At 66.5% G+C, this 15,427-nt stretch carries 16 protein-coding genes; 3 read left to right on the plus strand and 13 right to left on the minus strand.

Annotation, left to right across the window (positions count from 1 at the left end; genetic code table 11):
- Positions 1 to 36: 36 nt before the first annotated feature.
- The gene (locus GO615_RS04430) at positions 37 to 885 is read left to right on the plus strand and encodes a fumarylacetoacetate hydrolase family protein (protein WP_169125833.1); all 849 of its coding nucleotides are present in this window, start codon (positions 37 to 39) and stop codon (positions 883 to 885) included.
- A gap of 194 nt (positions 886 to 1,079) precedes the next feature.
- On the opposite strand, the gene GO615_RS04435 is transcribed toward GO615_RS04430, so the two are convergent.
- The 3 genes from GO615_RS04435 to GO615_RS04445 are packed head-to-tail and all read right to left on the minus strand — an operon-like array spanning position 1,080 to position 5,768.
- Complete coding sequence (locus tag GO615_RS04435) at positions 1,080 to 2,135, minus strand: 2-oxoacid:ferredoxin oxidoreductase subunit beta (RefSeq protein WP_169125834.1); 1,056 nt, start codon at positions 2,133 to 2,135, stop codon at positions 1,080 to 1,082.
- Complete coding sequence (locus GO615_RS04440) at positions 2,132 to 3,988, minus strand: 2-oxoacid:acceptor oxidoreductase subunit alpha (RefSeq protein WP_169125835.1); 1,857 nt, start codon at positions 3,986 to 3,988, stop codon at positions 2,132 to 2,134. Before GO615_RS04440 ends, GO615_RS04435 begins: the two co-directional genes overlap by 4 nt.
- 1 nt (position 3,989) lies before the next feature.
- Positions 3,990 to 5,768, minus strand: coding sequence for an FAD-dependent oxidoreductase (locus GO615_RS04445; protein WP_169125836.1), 1,779 nt, complete (start codon positions 5,766 to 5,768; stop codon positions 3,990 to 3,992).
- Positions 5,769 to 6,072: 304 nt separating this feature from the next.
- On the opposite strand from GO615_RS04445, the gene GO615_RS04450 reads away from it, so the two are divergent.
- Entirely contained in the window at positions 6,073 to 6,354 is a 282-nt protein-coding gene (locus GO615_RS04450; protein WP_169125837.1) for a PepSY domain-containing protein, read from the plus strand.
- Between the two features lie 33 nt (positions 6,355 to 6,387).
- On the opposite strand, the gene GO615_RS04455 is transcribed toward GO615_RS04450, so the two are convergent.
- The 3 genes from GO615_RS04455 to GO615_RS04465 all read right to left on the minus strand — a co-directional run bounded on the left by GO615_RS04455 (position 6,388) and on the right by GO615_RS04465 (position 8,692).
- A complete protein-coding gene (locus tag GO615_RS04455; RefSeq protein WP_169125838.1) occupies positions 6,388 to 7,461 on the minus strand; it encodes an MBL fold metallo-hydrolase in 1,074 nt (357 codons plus the stop codon).
- 122 nt (positions 7,462 to 7,583) lie between these two features.
- The gene (locus GO615_RS04460) at positions 7,584 to 8,078 is read right to left on the minus strand and encodes a hypothetical protein (protein ID WP_169125839.1); all 495 of its coding nucleotides are present in this window, start codon (positions 8,076 to 8,078) and stop codon (positions 7,584 to 7,586) included.
- Positions 8,079 to 8,191: 113 nt separating this feature from the next.
- Entirely contained in the window at positions 8,192 to 8,692 is a 501-nt protein-coding gene (locus tag GO615_RS04465) for a hypothetical protein (RefSeq protein ID WP_169125840.1), read from the minus strand.
- A gap of 144 nt (positions 8,693 to 8,836) precedes the next feature.
- Here GO615_RS04465 and GO615_RS04470 point away from each other — a divergent pair, with 144 nt between their 5' ends.
- Positions 8,837 to 9,259 carry a CBS domain-containing protein gene (locus GO615_RS04470; protein ID WP_169125841.1) on the plus strand — a complete coding sequence of 141 codons (423 nt, stop codon included), beginning with the start codon at positions 8,837 to 8,839 and terminating at the stop codon, positions 9,257 to 9,259.
- Between the two features lie 55 nt (positions 9,260 to 9,314).
- Here GO615_RS04470 and GO615_RS04475 read toward each other — a convergent pair whose 3' ends face one another.
- The 7 genes from GO615_RS04475 to GO615_RS04505 all read right to left on the minus strand — a co-directional run bounded on the left by GO615_RS04475 (position 9,315) and on the right by GO615_RS04505 (position 15,427).
- A complete protein-coding gene (locus GO615_RS04475) occupies positions 9,315 to 9,857 on the minus strand; it encodes a hemerythrin domain-containing protein (protein WP_169125842.1) in 543 nt (180 codons plus the stop codon).
- Positions 9,858 to 9,894: 37 nt separating this feature from the next.
- Positions 9,895 to 11,172 carry a TRAP transporter large permease gene (locus tag GO615_RS04480; protein WP_169125843.1) on the minus strand — a complete coding sequence of 426 codons (1,278 nt, stop codon included), beginning with the start codon at positions 11,170 to 11,172 and terminating at the stop codon, positions 9,895 to 9,897.
- Between the two features lie 64 nt (positions 11,173 to 11,236).
- Positions 11,237 to 11,668 carry a TRAP transporter small permease gene (locus tag GO615_RS04485; RefSeq protein WP_246262144.1) on the minus strand — a complete coding sequence of 144 codons (432 nt, stop codon included), beginning with the start codon at positions 11,666 to 11,668 and terminating at the stop codon, positions 11,237 to 11,239.
- A 99-nt stretch (positions 11,669 to 11,767) separates the two neighbouring features.
- Complete coding sequence (locus GO615_RS04490) at positions 11,768 to 12,742, minus strand: TRAP transporter substrate-binding protein (RefSeq protein ID WP_169125844.1); 975 nt, start codon at positions 12,740 to 12,742, stop codon at positions 11,768 to 11,770.
- 52 nt (positions 12,743 to 12,794) lie between these two features.
- On the minus strand, positions 12,795 to 13,445 hold the full coding sequence (gene maiA, locus GO615_RS04495; protein WP_169125845.1) for a maleylacetoacetate isomerase: 651 nt from the start codon (positions 13,443 to 13,445) through the stop codon (positions 12,795 to 12,797).
- 14 nt (positions 13,446 to 13,459) lie between these two features.
- Positions 13,460 to 14,656, minus strand: a complete 1,197-nt coding sequence (locus GO615_RS04500) for a 3-hydroxybenzoate 6-monooxygenase (RefSeq protein WP_169125846.1) — start codon at positions 14,654 to 14,656, stop codon at positions 13,460 to 13,462.
- A gap of 60 nt (positions 14,657 to 14,716) precedes the next feature.
- Positions 14,717 to 15,427 (minus strand): fumarylacetoacetate hydrolase family protein, encoded by a 711-nt coding sequence (locus tag GO615_RS04505; protein WP_169125847.1) that lies wholly within the window; start codon positions 15,425 to 15,427, stop codon positions 14,717 to 14,719.

Consider the following 15,427-nt stretch of genomic DNA (forward strand, 5'->3'; position numbering starts at 1 on the left):
CGCGGACGCGCGCAGCCTCCTCGCCCTTCAAGGAGAATGGCTGTGAAACTCGTTCGCTTCGGAGCTCCCGGCACGGAGCTCCCCGGTCTGATCGACGCCGAAGGCAGGATCCGCGACCTGTCGGGCGTGCTGCCCGACATCAACGGCGCGGCCCTGTCGCCGTCCAGCCTCGCGCGGCTGCGCGGACTCGATCCGCAAAGCCTTCCCGTCGTTCCGGCCGGGACCCGACTCGGGGCGCCGCTCACGGGCATCGGCAAGATCGTGTGCATCGGCCTGAACTATGCCGATCACGCGCGCGAAGCCAACCTGCCGATCCCGCAGGAACCGATCATGTTCATGAAGGCGCAGACCGCGATCTGCGGCCCGAACGACGCGATCGTCCTGCCACCCGGCTCGGAGAAGACCGACTGGGAACTCGAACTGGTGATCGCGATCGGCACGACGGCGCGACGCGTGGCGGTCGGCGACGCTCTCGGCCACGTCGCCGGCTACCTGGCCGGGCTGGACATGTCCGAGCGCTATTGGCAGCTCGAGCGCGGCGGGCAATGGACCAAGGGCAAGAGCTTCGACACCTTCGCACCCATCGGCCCGTGGCTCGCAACCGCCGACGAGCTCCGCAGCCCCGGCGAGCTGGCGATGCAGCTCGCCGTCAACGGCGAGCGCATGCAGGACAGCAACACCGCCAACATGATCTTCAGCCCCGCGCAGATCATCAGCTACGTCAGCGGCGTGATGACGCTGGAGCCGGGCGACCTCATCTTCACCGGCACCCCCGCTGGTGTCGGCATGGGCATGACGCCGCCGCGCTACCTGCGTGCGGGCGATCGCGTCGACGCGTCGATAGCAGGGCTGGGCGACCAGCAGCACGCAGTCGTCGCCGACTGAGCGTACCGAGCATCAATCGCCACGCCGTGAGCGCGGCGGCGATTTTCCCTGTGGGAGCGGCTTCAGCCGCGAAGCAGCGTTTCCGCCGGAAGTGAGGCCCCATTCGCGGCTGAAGCCGCTCCCACGGACGGGGCCTCGCAGGAAGTTACTCCCGCACGGCCGCTACTGCGGCCTTATGCCACCGGTGACGCCGCTCAGCGCAGCATCGCGTTGAGCGCCTCGAGCGCCTTGCTGCCCGGGCACAGGTAGGCATCGCCCAACTGGTTCAGCGGCTTCTCCACCGTATTGAGGTGGGTGTGCATGTCCTGCCCGCTGCTGTCGACGTACAGCAGTCCGGTCACGATCTCGCCCAGCGCCTGACGCTCCTGCAGGTGGTTCATCGCACCGATGCGGTCCGAAGGGTCGTAGTCGACGCCCACCTTGCGCAGGTGCAGGATCGACCCGTCGTGCTGCACGACGCGGCGCAGGCTGCCCGGCGGGTAGGAGGCCTCGATCTGCGCCTTGGGCAGGATCACGTCGATGCGGTTCACCGCCGCGTTGTGCTCGCGCACGTAGTCGTAGCTCTTCGTCGACCCGCTGTGGTTGTTGAAGGTCACGCAGGGGCTGATGACATCGATGAAGGCGGGCCCGCCGTGGCGCAGCGCGCCCTTAATGAGCGGCACGAGCTGTTCCTTGTCGCCCGAGAAGCTGCGGGCGACATAGGTGGCGCCCAGTTGCAGCGCGAGCGCGGCGAGATCGATCGGGTTGTCGCTGTTGATGACGCCCTTCTTGCTCTTCGAGCCCTTGTCCGCGGTCGCCGAGAACTGCCCCTTGGTGAGGCCGTACACGCCGTTGTTCTCGACGATGTAGGTCATGTTCACGCCGCGGCGCATCGCGTGGGCGAACTGGCCGATGCCGATCGAGGCCGAGTCGCCGTCGCCGGAAACTCCCAGGTACAGCAGGTTGCGGTTGGCGAGCGCCGCCCCGGTGAGCACCGAGGGCATGCGCCCATGCACCGAGTTGAAGCCGTGCGAGTTGCCGAGGAAGTAGTCCGGCGTCTTCGACGAGCAACCAATGCCGGAGAGCTTGGCGACCTTGTGCGGTTCGATGTCGAGGTCGAAGCAGGCCTGCACGACCGCGGCGCTGATCGAGTCGTGGCCGCAGCCGGCGCACAGCGTCGAGATCGCGCCCTCGTAGTCGCGGCGGGTGTAGCCGAGCGCGTTGCGCGGCGCGTCGGCCGCGAGGAGCTTGGGTTTGGCGAGATAGGTCATGAGGCCACCTTGCGCTGGGGTTGTCCGATGGGGCTCACCTTGCGGTCGTTCAGGGCGTCGGCGATCTTGCCGGCGATGAAGCGCGCCGTGATCGGCGAACCGTCGTAGTGCAGCACGCGCACGAGCTTCTTCGGATCGATCTCGCCTTCGTTGACCAGCAGCGTGCGCAGCTGCGCGCTCTCGTTCTGCTCGACGACAAACACCGCGTCGCGCTCGGCGATGAACTGCATCACCGCGTCGCTGAAGGGGAAGCCGCGTACACGCAGCGTATCGACGTGGATGCCGTCGGCCGCGAGCAACGCGCTGGCCTCGGCCATCGCGGGCGCCGTGGAGCCGTAGTAGATGACGCCGACGTGTGTGGGCTGCTCCGCCTTCGTCAGGATCGGCGCCGGCACGAGATCCTTGGCTGTGTTGAACTTCCGGCGCAGGCGCTCCATGTTGTACACGTAGTCGGTGCCGACCTCGCTGTACTTCGCATACGGGTTGCGCGTGGTGCCGCGCGTGAAGTACGCGCCCCGAGTCGGATGGGTGCCCGGGATGGTGCGGTACGGAATGCCGTCGCCGTCGACATCGAGGTAGCGGCCGAAGTCCTTGCCGGCCTCGAGCTCGTCGTAGGTCATGAGCTTGCCGCGGTCGTAGCGCCGGCTGTCGTCCCAGTCGAACGGAGCACAGAGCTGATCGTTCATGCCGATATCCAGATCCGACATCACGAACACCGGCGTCTGCAGCCGCTCGGCCAGATCGAAGGCCTGCGCGGTGAGGCTGAAGCACTCGTAGGCGTCCTGCGGGAACAGCAGCACATGGCGCGTGTCGCCGTGCGAGGCGTAGGCGCAATTGAGCAGGTCCGACTGCTGTGTGCGCGTGGGCATGCCCGTCGAGGGGCTGCCGCGCTGCACGTCGACGATCACCGCGGGAATCTCGGCGAAGTACGCCAGACCGAAGAATTCCTGCATCAGCGAGATGCCCGGCCCCGAGGTCGCGGTAAAGGCGCGCGCGCCGTTCCAGCCGGCGCCGATGACCATGCCGATGGAGGCGAGCTCGTCCTCGGCCTGCACGATGGCGTAGCGTGCTCGGCCGTTGTCGGGATCGGTGCGGAACTTGCGGCAGTAGCTCGAGAAGGCTTCGATGACCGAGGTCGAGGGCGTGATCGGATACCAGCCCGCGACGGTGGCGCCGCCGAACACGGCACCGAGGCCGCAGGCGCTGTTGCCGTCGATCATGATGCGGTCGCCCACCGCGTCGGCGCGCTTCACCCGGAGCCCGATGGGGCACGGCAGGTGCTGCCGCGCGTAGTCGTAACCCAGGCGCAACGCATTGACGTTGGCCTTGATGAGCTGGTCCTTGCCGCGGTAACGGTCGACGATGAGCTGCTCAGCCGCGGCGAACTCCATGTCGAGCAGCGCAATCAGGGCACCGACGTACATGATGTTCTTGAACAGCTGGCGCTGGCGCGCGTCCTCGTATTCCGCATTGCACATCGCGGTGAGCGGGATGCCCAGCACGGTGATGTCCTCACGGAACTTCGACGGCGGGAGCGGCTTGGTCGAGTCGTAGAAGAGATAGCCGCCGCGGTCGATCGCGGCAAGGTCGCGGTCCCAGGTCTGCGGGTTCATCGCGACCATCATGTCGCAACCGCCGCGCGCACCGAGCCAGCCGGCTTCCGAGACGCGCACCTCGTACCACGTGGGCAGGCCCTGGATGTTAGACGGAAAGATGTTGCGCGGGGCCACCGGCACGCCCATGCGAATGATCGCGCGCGCGAAGAGTTCGTTGGCCGAGGCGGAGCCCGAGCCGTTGACGTTCGCGAACTTGATCACGAAGTCGTTGGTGTGTTGAATCGCTGGGGTAGTCATCTCAAACCTCCGCGCCGGCTTGCGCGATGTTCACCTCGAATTTCTGCATGTCCCAGGCGCCCGTGGGACAACGTTCGGCACACATGCCGCAGTGCAGGCAGACGTTCTCGTCCTTGACCATCACGCGCCCGGTCTTGAGCCCCTCGGCGAGGTACAGCGCCTGCTCCCGCTCGCGCGACGGCGCCTTGAGGCGGCCGCGCAGCTCGTCTTCCTCGCCGTTCTGCGTGAAGGTGATGCATTCGGTGGGACAGATATCGACACAGGCGTCGCATTCGATGCACAGCTTGGGCTTGAACACGGTGGCGACGTCGCAGTTGAGGCAGCGGGCCGTCTCCGCACAGGCGAGCTTGAAGTCGTAGCCGAGTTCGAACTCCGACTTGATGTCCTTCAATGCCTCCTCGATCGACCTCACCGGCACCTTGCGGCGCGCGTCTTCCGACACCTGGTTGTCGTAGCTCCACTCGTGGATGCCCATCTTCTGGCTCACGAGGTTCATCGTCGCCGGCGGCCGCTGCGTCAGCGGCAGCTTGCGGCAGAAGAGATCGATCGAGATCGCGGCCTCGTGGCCCTGCGCGACCGCGGTGATGATGTTCTTCGGCCCGAGCGCCGCATCGCCGCCGAAGAACACGCGCGGCAGCGTCGATTGCAGCGTCTGCGGATTCAGCACCGGCAGACCCCAGCGGTCGAAGTCGAGGCCGATGTCGCGCTCGATCCACGGGAAGGCGTTTTCCTGGCCGATGGCGATGAGGACGTCGTCGCATTCCATATGCACGTCCGGCTCGCCGGTCGGCACCAGCGAACGACGGCCCTGGTCGTCGTATTCGGCGCGCACCTTCTCGAACAGCACGCCGGTGAGGCGCCCGTTGCCATGCGTGAAGGCCTTCTGCACGAGGTAGTTGTGGATGGGGATGCCTTCGTGCAGCGCGTCCTCCTTCTCCCACGGCGAGGCCTTCATCTCCTCGAAGCCGCTGCGCACCACCACCCGCACGTCCTCGCCACCGAGGCGGCGCGCCGAGCGGCAACAGTCCATCGCGGTGTTGCCACCGCCGAGCACGATCACGCGCTTGCCGATCGAGGTGACGTGGCCGAAGGCGACGTTCGCAAGCCAGTCGATGCCGACGTGGATGTGCGCCGCGGCCTGGTTGCGTCCCGGCAGGTCGGCGTCGCGCCCACGAGGGGCGCCGGTGCCTACGAAAACGGCGTCCCAGTCCTGCGCCAGCACTTCGCGCAGGCTGCCGATCCAGTGATTGCGGCGCACTTCGACGCCCAGCGCCTCGATGTAGCCGCACTCCTCGTCGATGACGCTGTCGGGCAGGCGGAACTTCGGGATCTGGCTGCGCATCATGCCGCCGGGCGACGAGCCGCTGTCGAACACCGTGACCTGGTAGCCCTGCACCGCCAGGTCGCGCGCCACCGTCAGCGAGGCCGGCCCGCCGCCGATGCACGCGATGCGCTTGCCATTCTTCTTCTCGGGCGGCCGCGGCAGGCGGTCGTGGATGTCATCCTTGAAGTCGGCCGCGACACGCTTGAGGCGACAGATCGCGACCGGCTCCTTGTCGACGCGCCCGCGCCGACAGGCCGGCTCGCACGGACGGTCGCACACCCGTCCGAGAATCCCCGGAAAGACGTTGGAGCGCCAGTTGATCATGTACGCAGTGGAGAAATCACCCGCTGCGATCTGCCGGATGTATTCAGGCACGGGCGTGTGGGCCGGACAGGCCCACTGACAGTCGACGACCTTGTGCAGGTAATCGGGGTTGCTGATGTCGGTCGGTTTCAAGTGCGTCCTTCCTGTCTCGGGAAAAGCGTGCGTATGAACGCGCCAATCAATACATGCATCATTGTGCACAAACTGCACTCAAATGCACGCTGCACTGCAACATGCATCATCCGATTCCATGCGCAATGAGCAATCGTACATTTTCCGGACAATTCCCGTATCACACCTGCGTCTCTTGTCGCATTTCCGGACAAGTTTTGCGGTGGCCACGGCCCAGGGCCGCGGACTTCAGGAACGGTTCACCTTCGCTTTCGCAGAATGTGTCCCATGCCACCCCGGCATGCATCGGAAACAGGAGACCGCCATGAACATCCGTCACTTCACCCTCGCCGCTGCCGCCCTGCTGATCGGAACCAGCGCTTTCGCCGACCCAACGTGCACGGCCGCCGCGAAGGATCCGCAGCCCGCCGCAAACTCGATGCGGACGTTGGTCGATGCAGGCTTCAAGTTCCAGAAAGCGAAGGTCACCAAGAGTGACTGCTACGAACTGAAGGGAACGAACACCGTCGGCGACCGCGTCGAGATCTATCTCAACCCAGCAGACGGCACCAACGTCAAGACCGAGACCAAGCACAACAAAAGCTGAGCCCGTAAAGGGCCGGTGGTGCGGACGAATGCCTCAGGCCGCCCCACCCTCGACGGGACAGCCTTCGGCGCGCCACCGCAGCATGCCGCCGGCGAGGTTGGCCACCTCGCCGAATCCCGCCCTCTGCAACAGCACGACGGCCTGGGCCGAGCGCGCGCCCGAGCGGCACACGGCGACCACGGGCCGCGCCTTGTCGATCTCGCCGCTGCGTGCGGCGAGCTGATCGAGCGGAATGAGTTTCGCACCGCCGATGTGGCCGAGCGAGCCGTCGAACTCGTCGGGCTGACGCACATCGATCACCTGCACCCTGGCCCCCGCCTCCTCCAGCACGTGCGGCTGGATTTCCCAGATGCCGCCGAAGGTGAAGGTGAGCGGCGCCCACGTCGGATCGCCCGCACCGACCAGGCCTTCAGCCGGACGTCCGCAGTTCAGGTTGGCCGGCACGGCGACGTCGATCTGCTTCGGGTGCGGCAGCCCGAGGTTCTTCATGTAGCCCGCAAAATCGTCCGCGCTGCTGTCGCCACCGATGCGTGGGTTCCAGTTGCGTTCCTCGTCCACGCTGGTGACGGTTAGCCCGCGGTAGTCGTGCGCCGGATACAGCAGGCAGCGGCCGGGCAGCGAGAAGATCTGCTCGTGCACCGAGCGGTACATCGTCCCCGCGTCGCCCTGCTGGAAATCGGTGCGGCCGCAGCCACGGATCAGCAGGCAGTCGCCGGTGAAGGCCATCGACTGGTCGTCCAGCACGTAGGTGAGGCAGCCGTTCGTGTGCCCGGGCGTCGCACGCACCTCGAGATGGCGCCCGCCGAACGCGATGCGATCGCCGTGTTCGAGCAGCCGGTCCGCGCCGTGTGCGCCGCTGCGGCAGGACAAGGCGATGCGGCTGCCGGTGCGCTGCCGCAGCAGCCATGCGCCGGTCACGTGGTCCGCATGCACGTGCGTTTCCAGCGTCCAGCGCAGGCTCAGGCGCAGTTCGTGGAGCAGCGCGGCATCGCGCCGCACCTGCTCGAAGACCGGGTCGATGAGGAGCGCGTCGCCACTCAGGGCATCGCCCAGCAGGTAGGTGTAGGTCGAGGACGGCGCATCGAAGAGTTGCCGGAATATCAGCATGCTGTTTCCTCCCTGTCGTTCTTGTCCGGCGCAGCGGGCAAACCGCCGCGGGCATCGTCTTCGATTGCCGCGGCGGAGGGAGGTTCAGCATGCCACCCGGCACGGCCGGGCGATAGCGTCGCTCAGTGGCCGGCCTGGACGGGCTTCCAGCCCGGATGGTCGAAGTACTGGCCGTAGTTGTTGAGGGCATTGACGATATGGACGACGCCCTTGCTGCGGTCACCGGCAGCCTGCTTGCCACCGACGACTCCGGCGCCGTCCGCCAGCTCCGCGATGACGTTGTGCAGCACCGCGTCGGCTTCCGGCGCGAGCTTGCAGTTGCCGACGATGTAGGCGAGTTGCTCGTCGACCGCCTTGCCCATCGCCTCGTACTGCGCCGTCGTAAACCGGCCACCGTGAATCGCGTGGAGCTTCGGCTCGACGTTCGCACGGATCTTCACCATCCCCTCGCGCAGCGGTGCATCGGTCTGCCATTTGCTGCCCGCATTGAGCTTGAGCGCCGGCGCGTTCGCGCCGTGGTTGTGGGCGTCCGCAGCGAACGCCTGGGGTGCCCCGGCCAGTGCCGCGGCGGTGATCGCGCAGGCGGTGAATAGTCCTCTTGCCGATACAGTCCTCATCATCCGAATCCTCATTTAACATCCTTGATTGAATTGCGCGGCATCCCGCCGCCCGGATACTGCGGACGCCCGCACGGTCGTGACGGCGTCCGCCAATTGGCGCGACAAACCCGTCACCGCGCCGAAACTTCCAGCGTTTCGTCCAATGCGCGCCACCCCGGATGGGCGAACATCGTCCCGTACAGATTCAGTGCCTGGACGACCTTAAGCAGCCCCATGCGGCGCGCATCGGCGTGGGCAGCACGCTGCATCAGCGCGATGCCATCTGCCATTTCCACGAGCAGCATGTGCAGGTGGCGCGATGCAACTCCATCCTTTGTGCAGCACGCGATCATCGCGGCGACGCGCAATTCGAACGTGTGACCCAGCTCGGCTAGCCGCACCGCGTCCGTCGCCGCCTGCGTTCGCGGCGACGCGTTCGCGTCGATCGCGGCGCGCATGTCGTCGATGCCGCTGCGCACACGCTCGTCGGGGCGCCAGTTGCGGGCGGCTTCGGCCGTGATTGGAGCGAGGTTTGCGGGGACGAACGCTGCGGAACCAGATGTGGCCGCGACGACGGTGGAAGCAAGGGCAAGCGCCGTGGCGACGGCAGGCACGACCAGGTTCGGGCGCATGGGTGATCTCCTGAGTGTTCAGGCCCTTACCCTATGCCTCTGAAGATGAACACAAACTGAATGAAATCATGCCAGCGCGGCCCCAACCTCACCTGCTAGATTGAATCAGAGGGAGCCTTCACTGCCAGTTGCAGGAGAATCGCCATGACCAATCGCTACATTTCCGAGATCGTTCGCGAGCAGGATCCGCTGATGCTGCCGCCCGATGCGTCGGTCGCACAGGCTTGCGAGCGCATGTGCGCGCGTCACGTCGGTGCGGTGCTGGTTGCCGACAGGGCGCATCACCTGCTCGGCATCTTCACGGGACGCGACGCGGTGCGCGCGCTGGGACGGGGCTGTGACGCCAGGCACACCCACCTCGACGCGGTGATGACGACGGGCCCGGCGACGATCAGGCCAGACGCCCACGCGATCGACGCGTTGCGACTGATGAGCGACGGGGGCTTCCGTCACCTTCCCGTCGTGGAAAAGGGAAAGGTGATCGCGATCGTCGCGCGCTCGGATTTCGAAGGCCTCGAGCTGGATCGCTTCGAGGAGGAGAAGGCGCTGTGGGAGCACATCGGCTGAGGTGCCGGCAGCTCCCGGGCAGCGGCGGCGCGATACGCCGCCGCTGCCCGGCCTTTCAGATGTAGGTCGCGGGCTTCTTCGGTGCGTGGCGCATGTGCAGCGACAGCCCCAGCGCGGCCATATGGAGCGAGTTGCGGCCGAGAATGGTCTGCGAAAGGGGCAGGAACTCCTTCTCCTCGAAGTCGGCATGCGCACGGTAGCGCGTCACCAGGCGCTCGACCTCGGCAGCGTCGAGGTGGCTGTCCTGCCCCTTCGCGACGCGCTTGAGCTCGGATTCGAGGCGTTTCCAGATCGTCTCGAGTTCGCGGTGCTCGTCGGTGAGGCGCTTGGCGAGCGCCTGCACCTTGTCGTGCTCGGCGCCCTTCTCCGCGCTCTGCAGCACTGCCGGGAAGAGCTCGCGCTCTTCATCGAGATGGTGCTCGAAGATCGCCTCGCGGAAGAATTCCAGCGCGGTCGCGGCGATCTCCCGCGCGCGGGCGGCGGGATCGAGCAGTGCAGGCAGCTCGCCCAGCATGTCCAGCTTCTTCAGGATGCCGGAGTGGCAATCGGAGAAGTCGTGGAGCGGTTCCTTCTTGGCAGCATCAGACGGGGTCGTCATGTGGGTATCCCCTGTGTTCGTTGTGTCGTCAGGCGGCTCATTTGCCGTTCATCATGGCCGGCAGCCAGGTCGAGATCTCAGGTACGGCGGCGATCGCGACGAGCACCATCATCACCGCTGCAAGGAAGGGAATCGTCGCGGCGAAGAGCGCCCCCATGCGGATGTCGGCCTGCACCATGGCGATGTAGAGGCCCGGGCCGACCGGCGGCGTGACGAGGCCGATCACCGTCGCGACCGTGCACACGACCCCGAAATGGATCGGATCGATGCCGAGGCTGGTCACGACCGGCATCAGCAGCGGCACGACGACGATCAGCACGCTGATGCTCTCGAGGAACATGCCGAGAACCAGCATCAGCACGATCACCAGCAGCAGGAACACGAAGGGCGAATCGGTCAGGTTCTTCATATACTCGACGACGAGATCGGGCACGCTCTGGAAGGCGAGCACCCAGCTCAGGACCGAGGCCGCGGCGATGAGGCCGGTGATGGTCGCGGTGTTGGTGCCGACGTCGAAGAGGATCTTGCCCAGATCGCGGACGCCGATCTCGCGATAGACGAAGCCCAACACAAGCGCCATGACCGCGGCAATGGCGCCCGATTCGGTCGGCGTCATCACGCCGGCCATGATGCCGCCGATGACGACGAGCGGAATCAGCGCCGGGACCAGGCCTTCGAGCAGAACCTTCACCGAGGCCGAGCGATCGCCGCGCTCGCCCGCGGGCAGGCCGGGACCGAAGATGCCGAAGCACATGATTACGAGCGCGAGCGCCGCGACGATCAGAAGGCCGGGGAGGATGCCGGCGATGAACAGCGGCGCAATGGGCTGCACCGCGACCACGCCGTAGATGATCATCAGCATCGACGGCGGGATGATCGGGCCCAGCAGGCCCGCCGACACCGTGACGGCGCCGGAGAACGCGCGGTTGTAACCGGTGCGCTCCATCGCCGGGATCATCACCTTGCTCATCACGCCGATCTGCGCGACCGCCGAGCCGAGGATGGACGCGGCCATCGCGTTGGTGAAGAGGTTGGCGTAAGCCAGCCCGCCCTTCATGCTGCCGACCAGCACCTCGGCGACGGCGATGAGGCGTTGCGTGAGGCCCGCCTTGTTCATGATCTCGCCGACCAGCAGGAACAGCGGGATCGCGAGCAGGCTGTTGATCTCGAGCGCGCCGTAGAGCTGGATGGGGATCGAATCGTACAGCACCGCGAGGTCGTTGGTGGCCATGAACACGACCGCGGCGATGAGGATGGTGCCGACGATGGGCAGGCCCGCGAAGAGCAGGCCGAAGAAGACGATCAGGGTGATCATTTGACGGCTCCCTTGAGGGCAGCGCGGGCGTCGCGCAGGATGGCGGCGAACTGGTGCCAGGCCATCACCGCCATCGCAGCGGGAGCACCGAGTAGTTGTACCAGCGGGGCAGCTGGGTGGTCGCGCCAAGCTCGACGCGCACCTCGGGACGGCTGACCCAGTCGAGGCCGAGCCAGCACACGAAGGCGAACAGGCCCAGCATGACCAGCCCCAGCACCGCGAGCAGCGCGTGACGCGCGCGCGGACGCAGTGCCTGCGGCAGGAAGTCGATGGTGACGAGCTGGCCGTGATGCACCAGCAGCGACAGGCCGAAGAGGGTCGCGAAGACGAGGAGCTGCACCGAGATTTCCTCGGCCCAGAAGATCGGGGCACTGAAGAAATAACGCATGAACACCTGCGCGACCATGATGCAGGCGATCGTGGCCGTGAGCGCGATCACCAGGCCGCGCTCGATCGCGGCGAGGCCTTTGTCGGCCTTCTGAATGTGAGCAAACATCGGATGGGTTCCCGTGTGGGGCGCGGCGAAGCGGAACGGCCCTCCCGGGCGGTTCCGCGCGTCGCTATGTGATGTCGATGAGTGTCCCGGAGGAGCGGATCAGAGATCCTTCGCCTGCTTGTAGAAGTCGGCGATCAGCGGGTTCTTCGCGACGTACTGGTCGCGCACCTTGCCGCCCACCGCCTGGAAGGAGGCGATGTCGGCCTTCACGATGTTCGCGCCGTCGGCCTTTGCCTTCGCCAGGTTGGCCACGTCGGCGTCGATCGCGGTCTTGTAGCCCCACTGCTCGGCCTCCGCGACGACCTTGGCGATCATGTCGCGCTCGGCCTGGCTGCGGGTATCCCACCACTTCTTCGATACCACGATCACGGCCGGGAAGGCCATGTGGCCGGTGAGCGTCAGGTTCGGGGCCTGCTGGTGGAACTTGAGGCCGACCAGCGCGTCGAGGTCGATGTCGACCGCATCGAGCAGCTTGGTGGTCAGCGACGGCGCGACTTCGGACAGCGGCATCGCCGTCGGCGCGGCGCCGTTGGCGTTCCACCAGTCGTTGTACACGGGGCTGGGGAAGGAGCGGATCTTCTTGTTCGCGAGATCCTTCGCCGAGGCGACCGGCTGCACCGACAAAACGTGGCGCATGCCCGCGAAGGTGTAGCCGAGCCCGATCAGGCCGTGCTGCTCCAGGCGCTTGAGCATCTCCTTCGCGGCGGGCGTCTTCGCGGCGCGCGTGGCGTGCGCGACGTCCTTGAACACGTAGGGCAGCGACCAGCCGAGGAAGGACTCCTCGCGGTTGGAGAGCCCGCCGACGGTGAACACGCCGAACTGTTGCGCGCCGGCCTGCATCAGGTTGATCATCTGCCCTTCGTTGCCGAGCTTCTGCAGCGGGCTCACGGCGATCTTCATCTTGCCGCCGGAGGCGGTCGCGAGATCGGCCGAGATCTTCTCCGACACCTGGTGCCACACATGGGTCGGCGGGGTGATGTGGCCGAGCTTGAGCGCCTGGGCCTGGGCACCGACCGCTGCGACGGACAGGGTGACGCCGGCAACCAGGGCGCGAACCATCTTCTTGATTTGCATTTCAGTCTCCTCGGGGTAACTGCTGTAACTGCTCGTTATCGGAATAAGGGGCTCACTTCGCGTCCGGCTGCAGGGCGGGGGCAGCGCGACGGAAGGCGTCGAGCTCGCCGCAGGCGCGGTCGATCGCAACGATGTTGGGATACGGCGTCAGGTCGACATTGAAGCGGCGGGCGCTCTCGACCTGCGGGATCAGATACACGTCGGCAATCGTCGGCGCGTTGCCGAAGCAGAAGGCCCCGCGCGACGTGTCGGCCGCGAGCAGCGCTTCCAGGGCGTCGAAGCCGGCCGTGATCCAGGTGCCGCACCACGCCAGCACCGCCGCCTCGTCGCAGCCCAGGCTCTTGCGCAGGTATTCGAGGATGCGGCGGTTGTTGATCGGGTGGATGTCGCAGCCGACGATCGCCGCCAGCGCGCGCACGCGGGCGCGCTCCTCGGCGTTCGCGGGCAGCAGCGCGGGCGTCGGGTAACGCTCTTCGAGCCACTCGATGATCGCCGGCGACTGGATCAGCGTGAGGTCGCCCTCAGTTGCCTCCAACGTCAGCGCCGGCACCAGCGCCTGCGGATTCACCGCCTTGAAGGCGGCACCGAGGTGCTCCTCGGTGCGGAGATCCACCGGCACGTACTCGTAGTCGATGCCCTTCAGGTTCAGCGCGATGCGCAGGCGGTGCGAGGTGCCGCTGCGGAAGAAGTTGTAGAGCTTCATCGACATTTTCCCGCTCAGTCCTTGGCGAGGCAGTTGTCGACATTCCAGCCGTACAGCCACTCCATCGCGTCGTAGAAGCGCTCCGGCGTGCGGCCCTTCCACAGGTCGTTGCGCACCAGGCGCTCGACGCCCTTGGCGTGGTAGATGCGGCCCATCTCGCGCGAGGACAGCACGATGCGCGCGGTACGGGCGATGCGCGAGCGCTGGTAGAGATCGAAGGCCTTCTCGAAGTCATTGCCATTGACGCGCAGCGCTTCGCCCAGCGTCACGGCATCTTCGAGCGCCATGCAGGCACCCTGTGCCATGTACTGCGTCGTCGGGTGCGCGGCGTCGCCCAAGAGCGTCACGCGGCCGAAGGACCACTGGCCGATCGGCTCGCGGTCGGCGGTCGCCCAGCGCTTCCAGCTCTTCGGCAGGTCGATCAGCTGGCGCGCCTTCGGGCAGATGCCCTGAAAGTAGCTCTGCACCTCCTCGCGGCTGCCTTCGGTGACGCCCCACTCTTCCTTCTCGCGGCTATGGAAGGTCACGACGACGTTGTACTGCTCGCCGCCGCGCAGCGGGTAATGCACGAGGTGGCAGTTCGGGCCGACCCAGATGCTCGCGGCATTCCACTGCAGGTTCTCGGGGAAGTCCTTCTTGTCGATCACGGCGCGATAGACGACATGGCCGGTCACGCGCGCCGGGTCATTGACGTATTGCGTCCGCACGACCGACTTCACGCCGTCCGCACCGATCAGCGCGACGCCGCGGAAGGCGTTGCCGTGCTGGTCATACACCGTGACGCCGTTCGCATCCTGCTCGACGCGCTGGACGTGGGTCGAGGTGCGGAATTCGACGCGACCGGTTTCCTGCGCGCCTTCGAGCAGCGACAGATGCACGTCCACGCGGTGAATCACCGCGTACGGGTTGCCGAAGCGCTTGCGAAAGGCCTCGCCGGTGGGGATGCGGCCGACGAGGGTCTCGTCGAGCGCGTCGTGCATGACCATCTCGTCGGTATACACCGCGCGGCCGCGGGCCTTCTCGCCGACACCCAGGGCGTCGAAGGCGTGGAAGGCGTTGGGGCCGAGCTGGATGCCGGCGCCGATCTCGCCGATCTCGGCCGCCTGCTCCAGCACCAGCACCTGGAAGCCCTGGCGCACCAGCGCGAGTGCGGCTGCGAGGCCGCCGATGCCGCCGCCGGCGACGATTACGGGAAGTTGTTGCTCGGTCATGTGTGTCTCCTCCATCTCGTTCAGTGGCGGCGGAACGGCACGCGCTCCGCCGGCGATTCCTTACTCGGCCGCGCCGATCGTCAGCTCGATGTCGCCGACCTGGTCGACGTGGCCGGTGATGCGGTCACCGCTCTTCACCGCGCCGACACCTTCCGGCGTGCCGGTGTAGATCAGGTCGCCCGGCTCGAGGTGATAGAACTTCGACAGGTCGGCGATCAGCTCGGGGATGCTCCAGATCAGCTGCGACAGGTCAGCGGTCTGACGGGTCTCGCCATTCACCTGCAGGTTGATCGCACCCGTGCCGAGCACGCCGAGATTGCCGATCGGCACGATCTCGGTGCACACCGCAGACAGTTCGAAGTCCTTGCCCAGATCCCACGGACGGCCCTGCTCGCGGGCCACCAGCTGCAGGTCGCGGCGGGTCATGTCGAGGCCCGCGGCATAGCCGTAGATCAGTTTTTCAGCATCGGCCTCGGCGACGCGGAAGCCCGGCGCACCGATCGCGACGACCAACTCCATCTCGTAGTGGTAGTTCGAGGTGCCGGTCGGGTACGGCACGGTCGCGCCGGATTCAACCAGGGTCGAGGCCGCCTTCGTGAAATAGAAAGGCTGGGCGGTGGCCTTGTCGACCGGACGCCCCATCTCGACGGCATGGGCGTGGTAGTTGCGGCCGACGCAGAAGATGCGCTTCACCGGGTAGCGGGCTTCGATGCCTTTTACCGGCAGGGAATAGACCGGCGAGGGCGGGAAGAGGTATTGGGTGTCGGACAT

The organism is Aromatoleum evansii (genome assembly GCF_012910805.1).
In the GTDB taxonomy this organism is placed as follows: domain Bacteria; phylum Pseudomonadota; class Gammaproteobacteria; order Burkholderiales; family Rhodocyclaceae; genus Aromatoleum; species Aromatoleum evansii.

Excerpts from the sequence above, each read along its gene's own strand:
- GO615_RS04430 (WP_169125833.1), top strand. The coding sequence starts at position 37 with ATGGCTGTGAAACTCGTTCGCTTCGGAGCTCCCGGCACGGAGCTCCCC.
- GO615_RS04435 (WP_169125834.1), bottom strand. The coding sequence starts at position 2,135 with ATGACCTATCTCGCCAAACCCAAGCTCCTCGCGGCCGACGCGCCGCGC.
- GO615_RS04440 (WP_169125835.1), bottom strand. The coding sequence starts at position 3,988 with ATGACTACCCCAGCGATTCAACACACCAACGACTTCGTGATCAAGTTC.
- GO615_RS04450 (WP_169125837.1), top strand. The coding sequence starts at position 6,073 with ATGAACATCCGTCACTTCACCCTCGCCGCTGCCGCCCTGCTGATCGGA.
- GO615_RS04455 (WP_169125838.1), bottom strand. The coding sequence starts at position 7,461 with ATGCTGATATTCCGGCAACTCTTCGATGCGCCGTCCTCGACCTACACC.
- GO615_RS04460 (WP_169125839.1), bottom strand. The coding sequence starts at position 8,078 with ATGAGGACTGTATCGGCAAGAGGACTATTCACCGCCTGCGCGATCACC.
- GO615_RS04465 (WP_169125840.1), bottom strand. The coding sequence starts at position 8,692 with ATGCGCCCGAACCTGGTCGTGCCTGCCGTCGCCACGGCGCTTGCCCTT.
- GO615_RS04470 (WP_169125841.1), top strand. The coding sequence starts at position 8,837 with ATGACCAATCGCTACATTTCCGAGATCGTTCGCGAGCAGGATCCGCTG.
- GO615_RS04475 (WP_169125842.1), bottom strand. The coding sequence starts at position 9,857 with ATGACGACCCCGTCTGATGCTGCCAAGAAGGAACCGCTCCACGACTTC.
- GO615_RS04480 (WP_169125843.1), bottom strand. The coding sequence starts at position 11,172 with ATGATCACCCTGATCGTCTTCTTCGGCCTGCTCTTCGCGGGCCTGCCC.
- GO615_RS04485 (WP_246262144.1), bottom strand. The coding sequence starts at position 11,668 with ATGTTTGCTCACATTCAGAAGGCCGACAAAGGCCTCGCCGCGATCGAG.
- GO615_RS04490 (WP_169125844.1), bottom strand. The coding sequence starts at position 12,742 with ATGCAAATCAAGAAGATGGTTCGCGCCCTGGTTGCCGGCGTCACCCTG.
- maiA (WP_169125845.1), bottom strand. The coding sequence starts at position 13,445 with ATGAAGCTCTACAACTTCTTCCGCAGCGGCACCTCGCACCGCCTGCGC.
- GO615_RS04500 (WP_169125846.1), bottom strand. The coding sequence starts at position 14,656 with ATGACCGAGCAACAACTTCCCGTAATCGTCGCCGGCGGCGGCATCGGC.
- GO615_RS04505 (WP_169125847.1), bottom strand. The coding sequence starts at position 15,427 with ATGTCCGACACCCAATACCTCTTCCCGCCCTCGCCGGTCTATTCCCTG.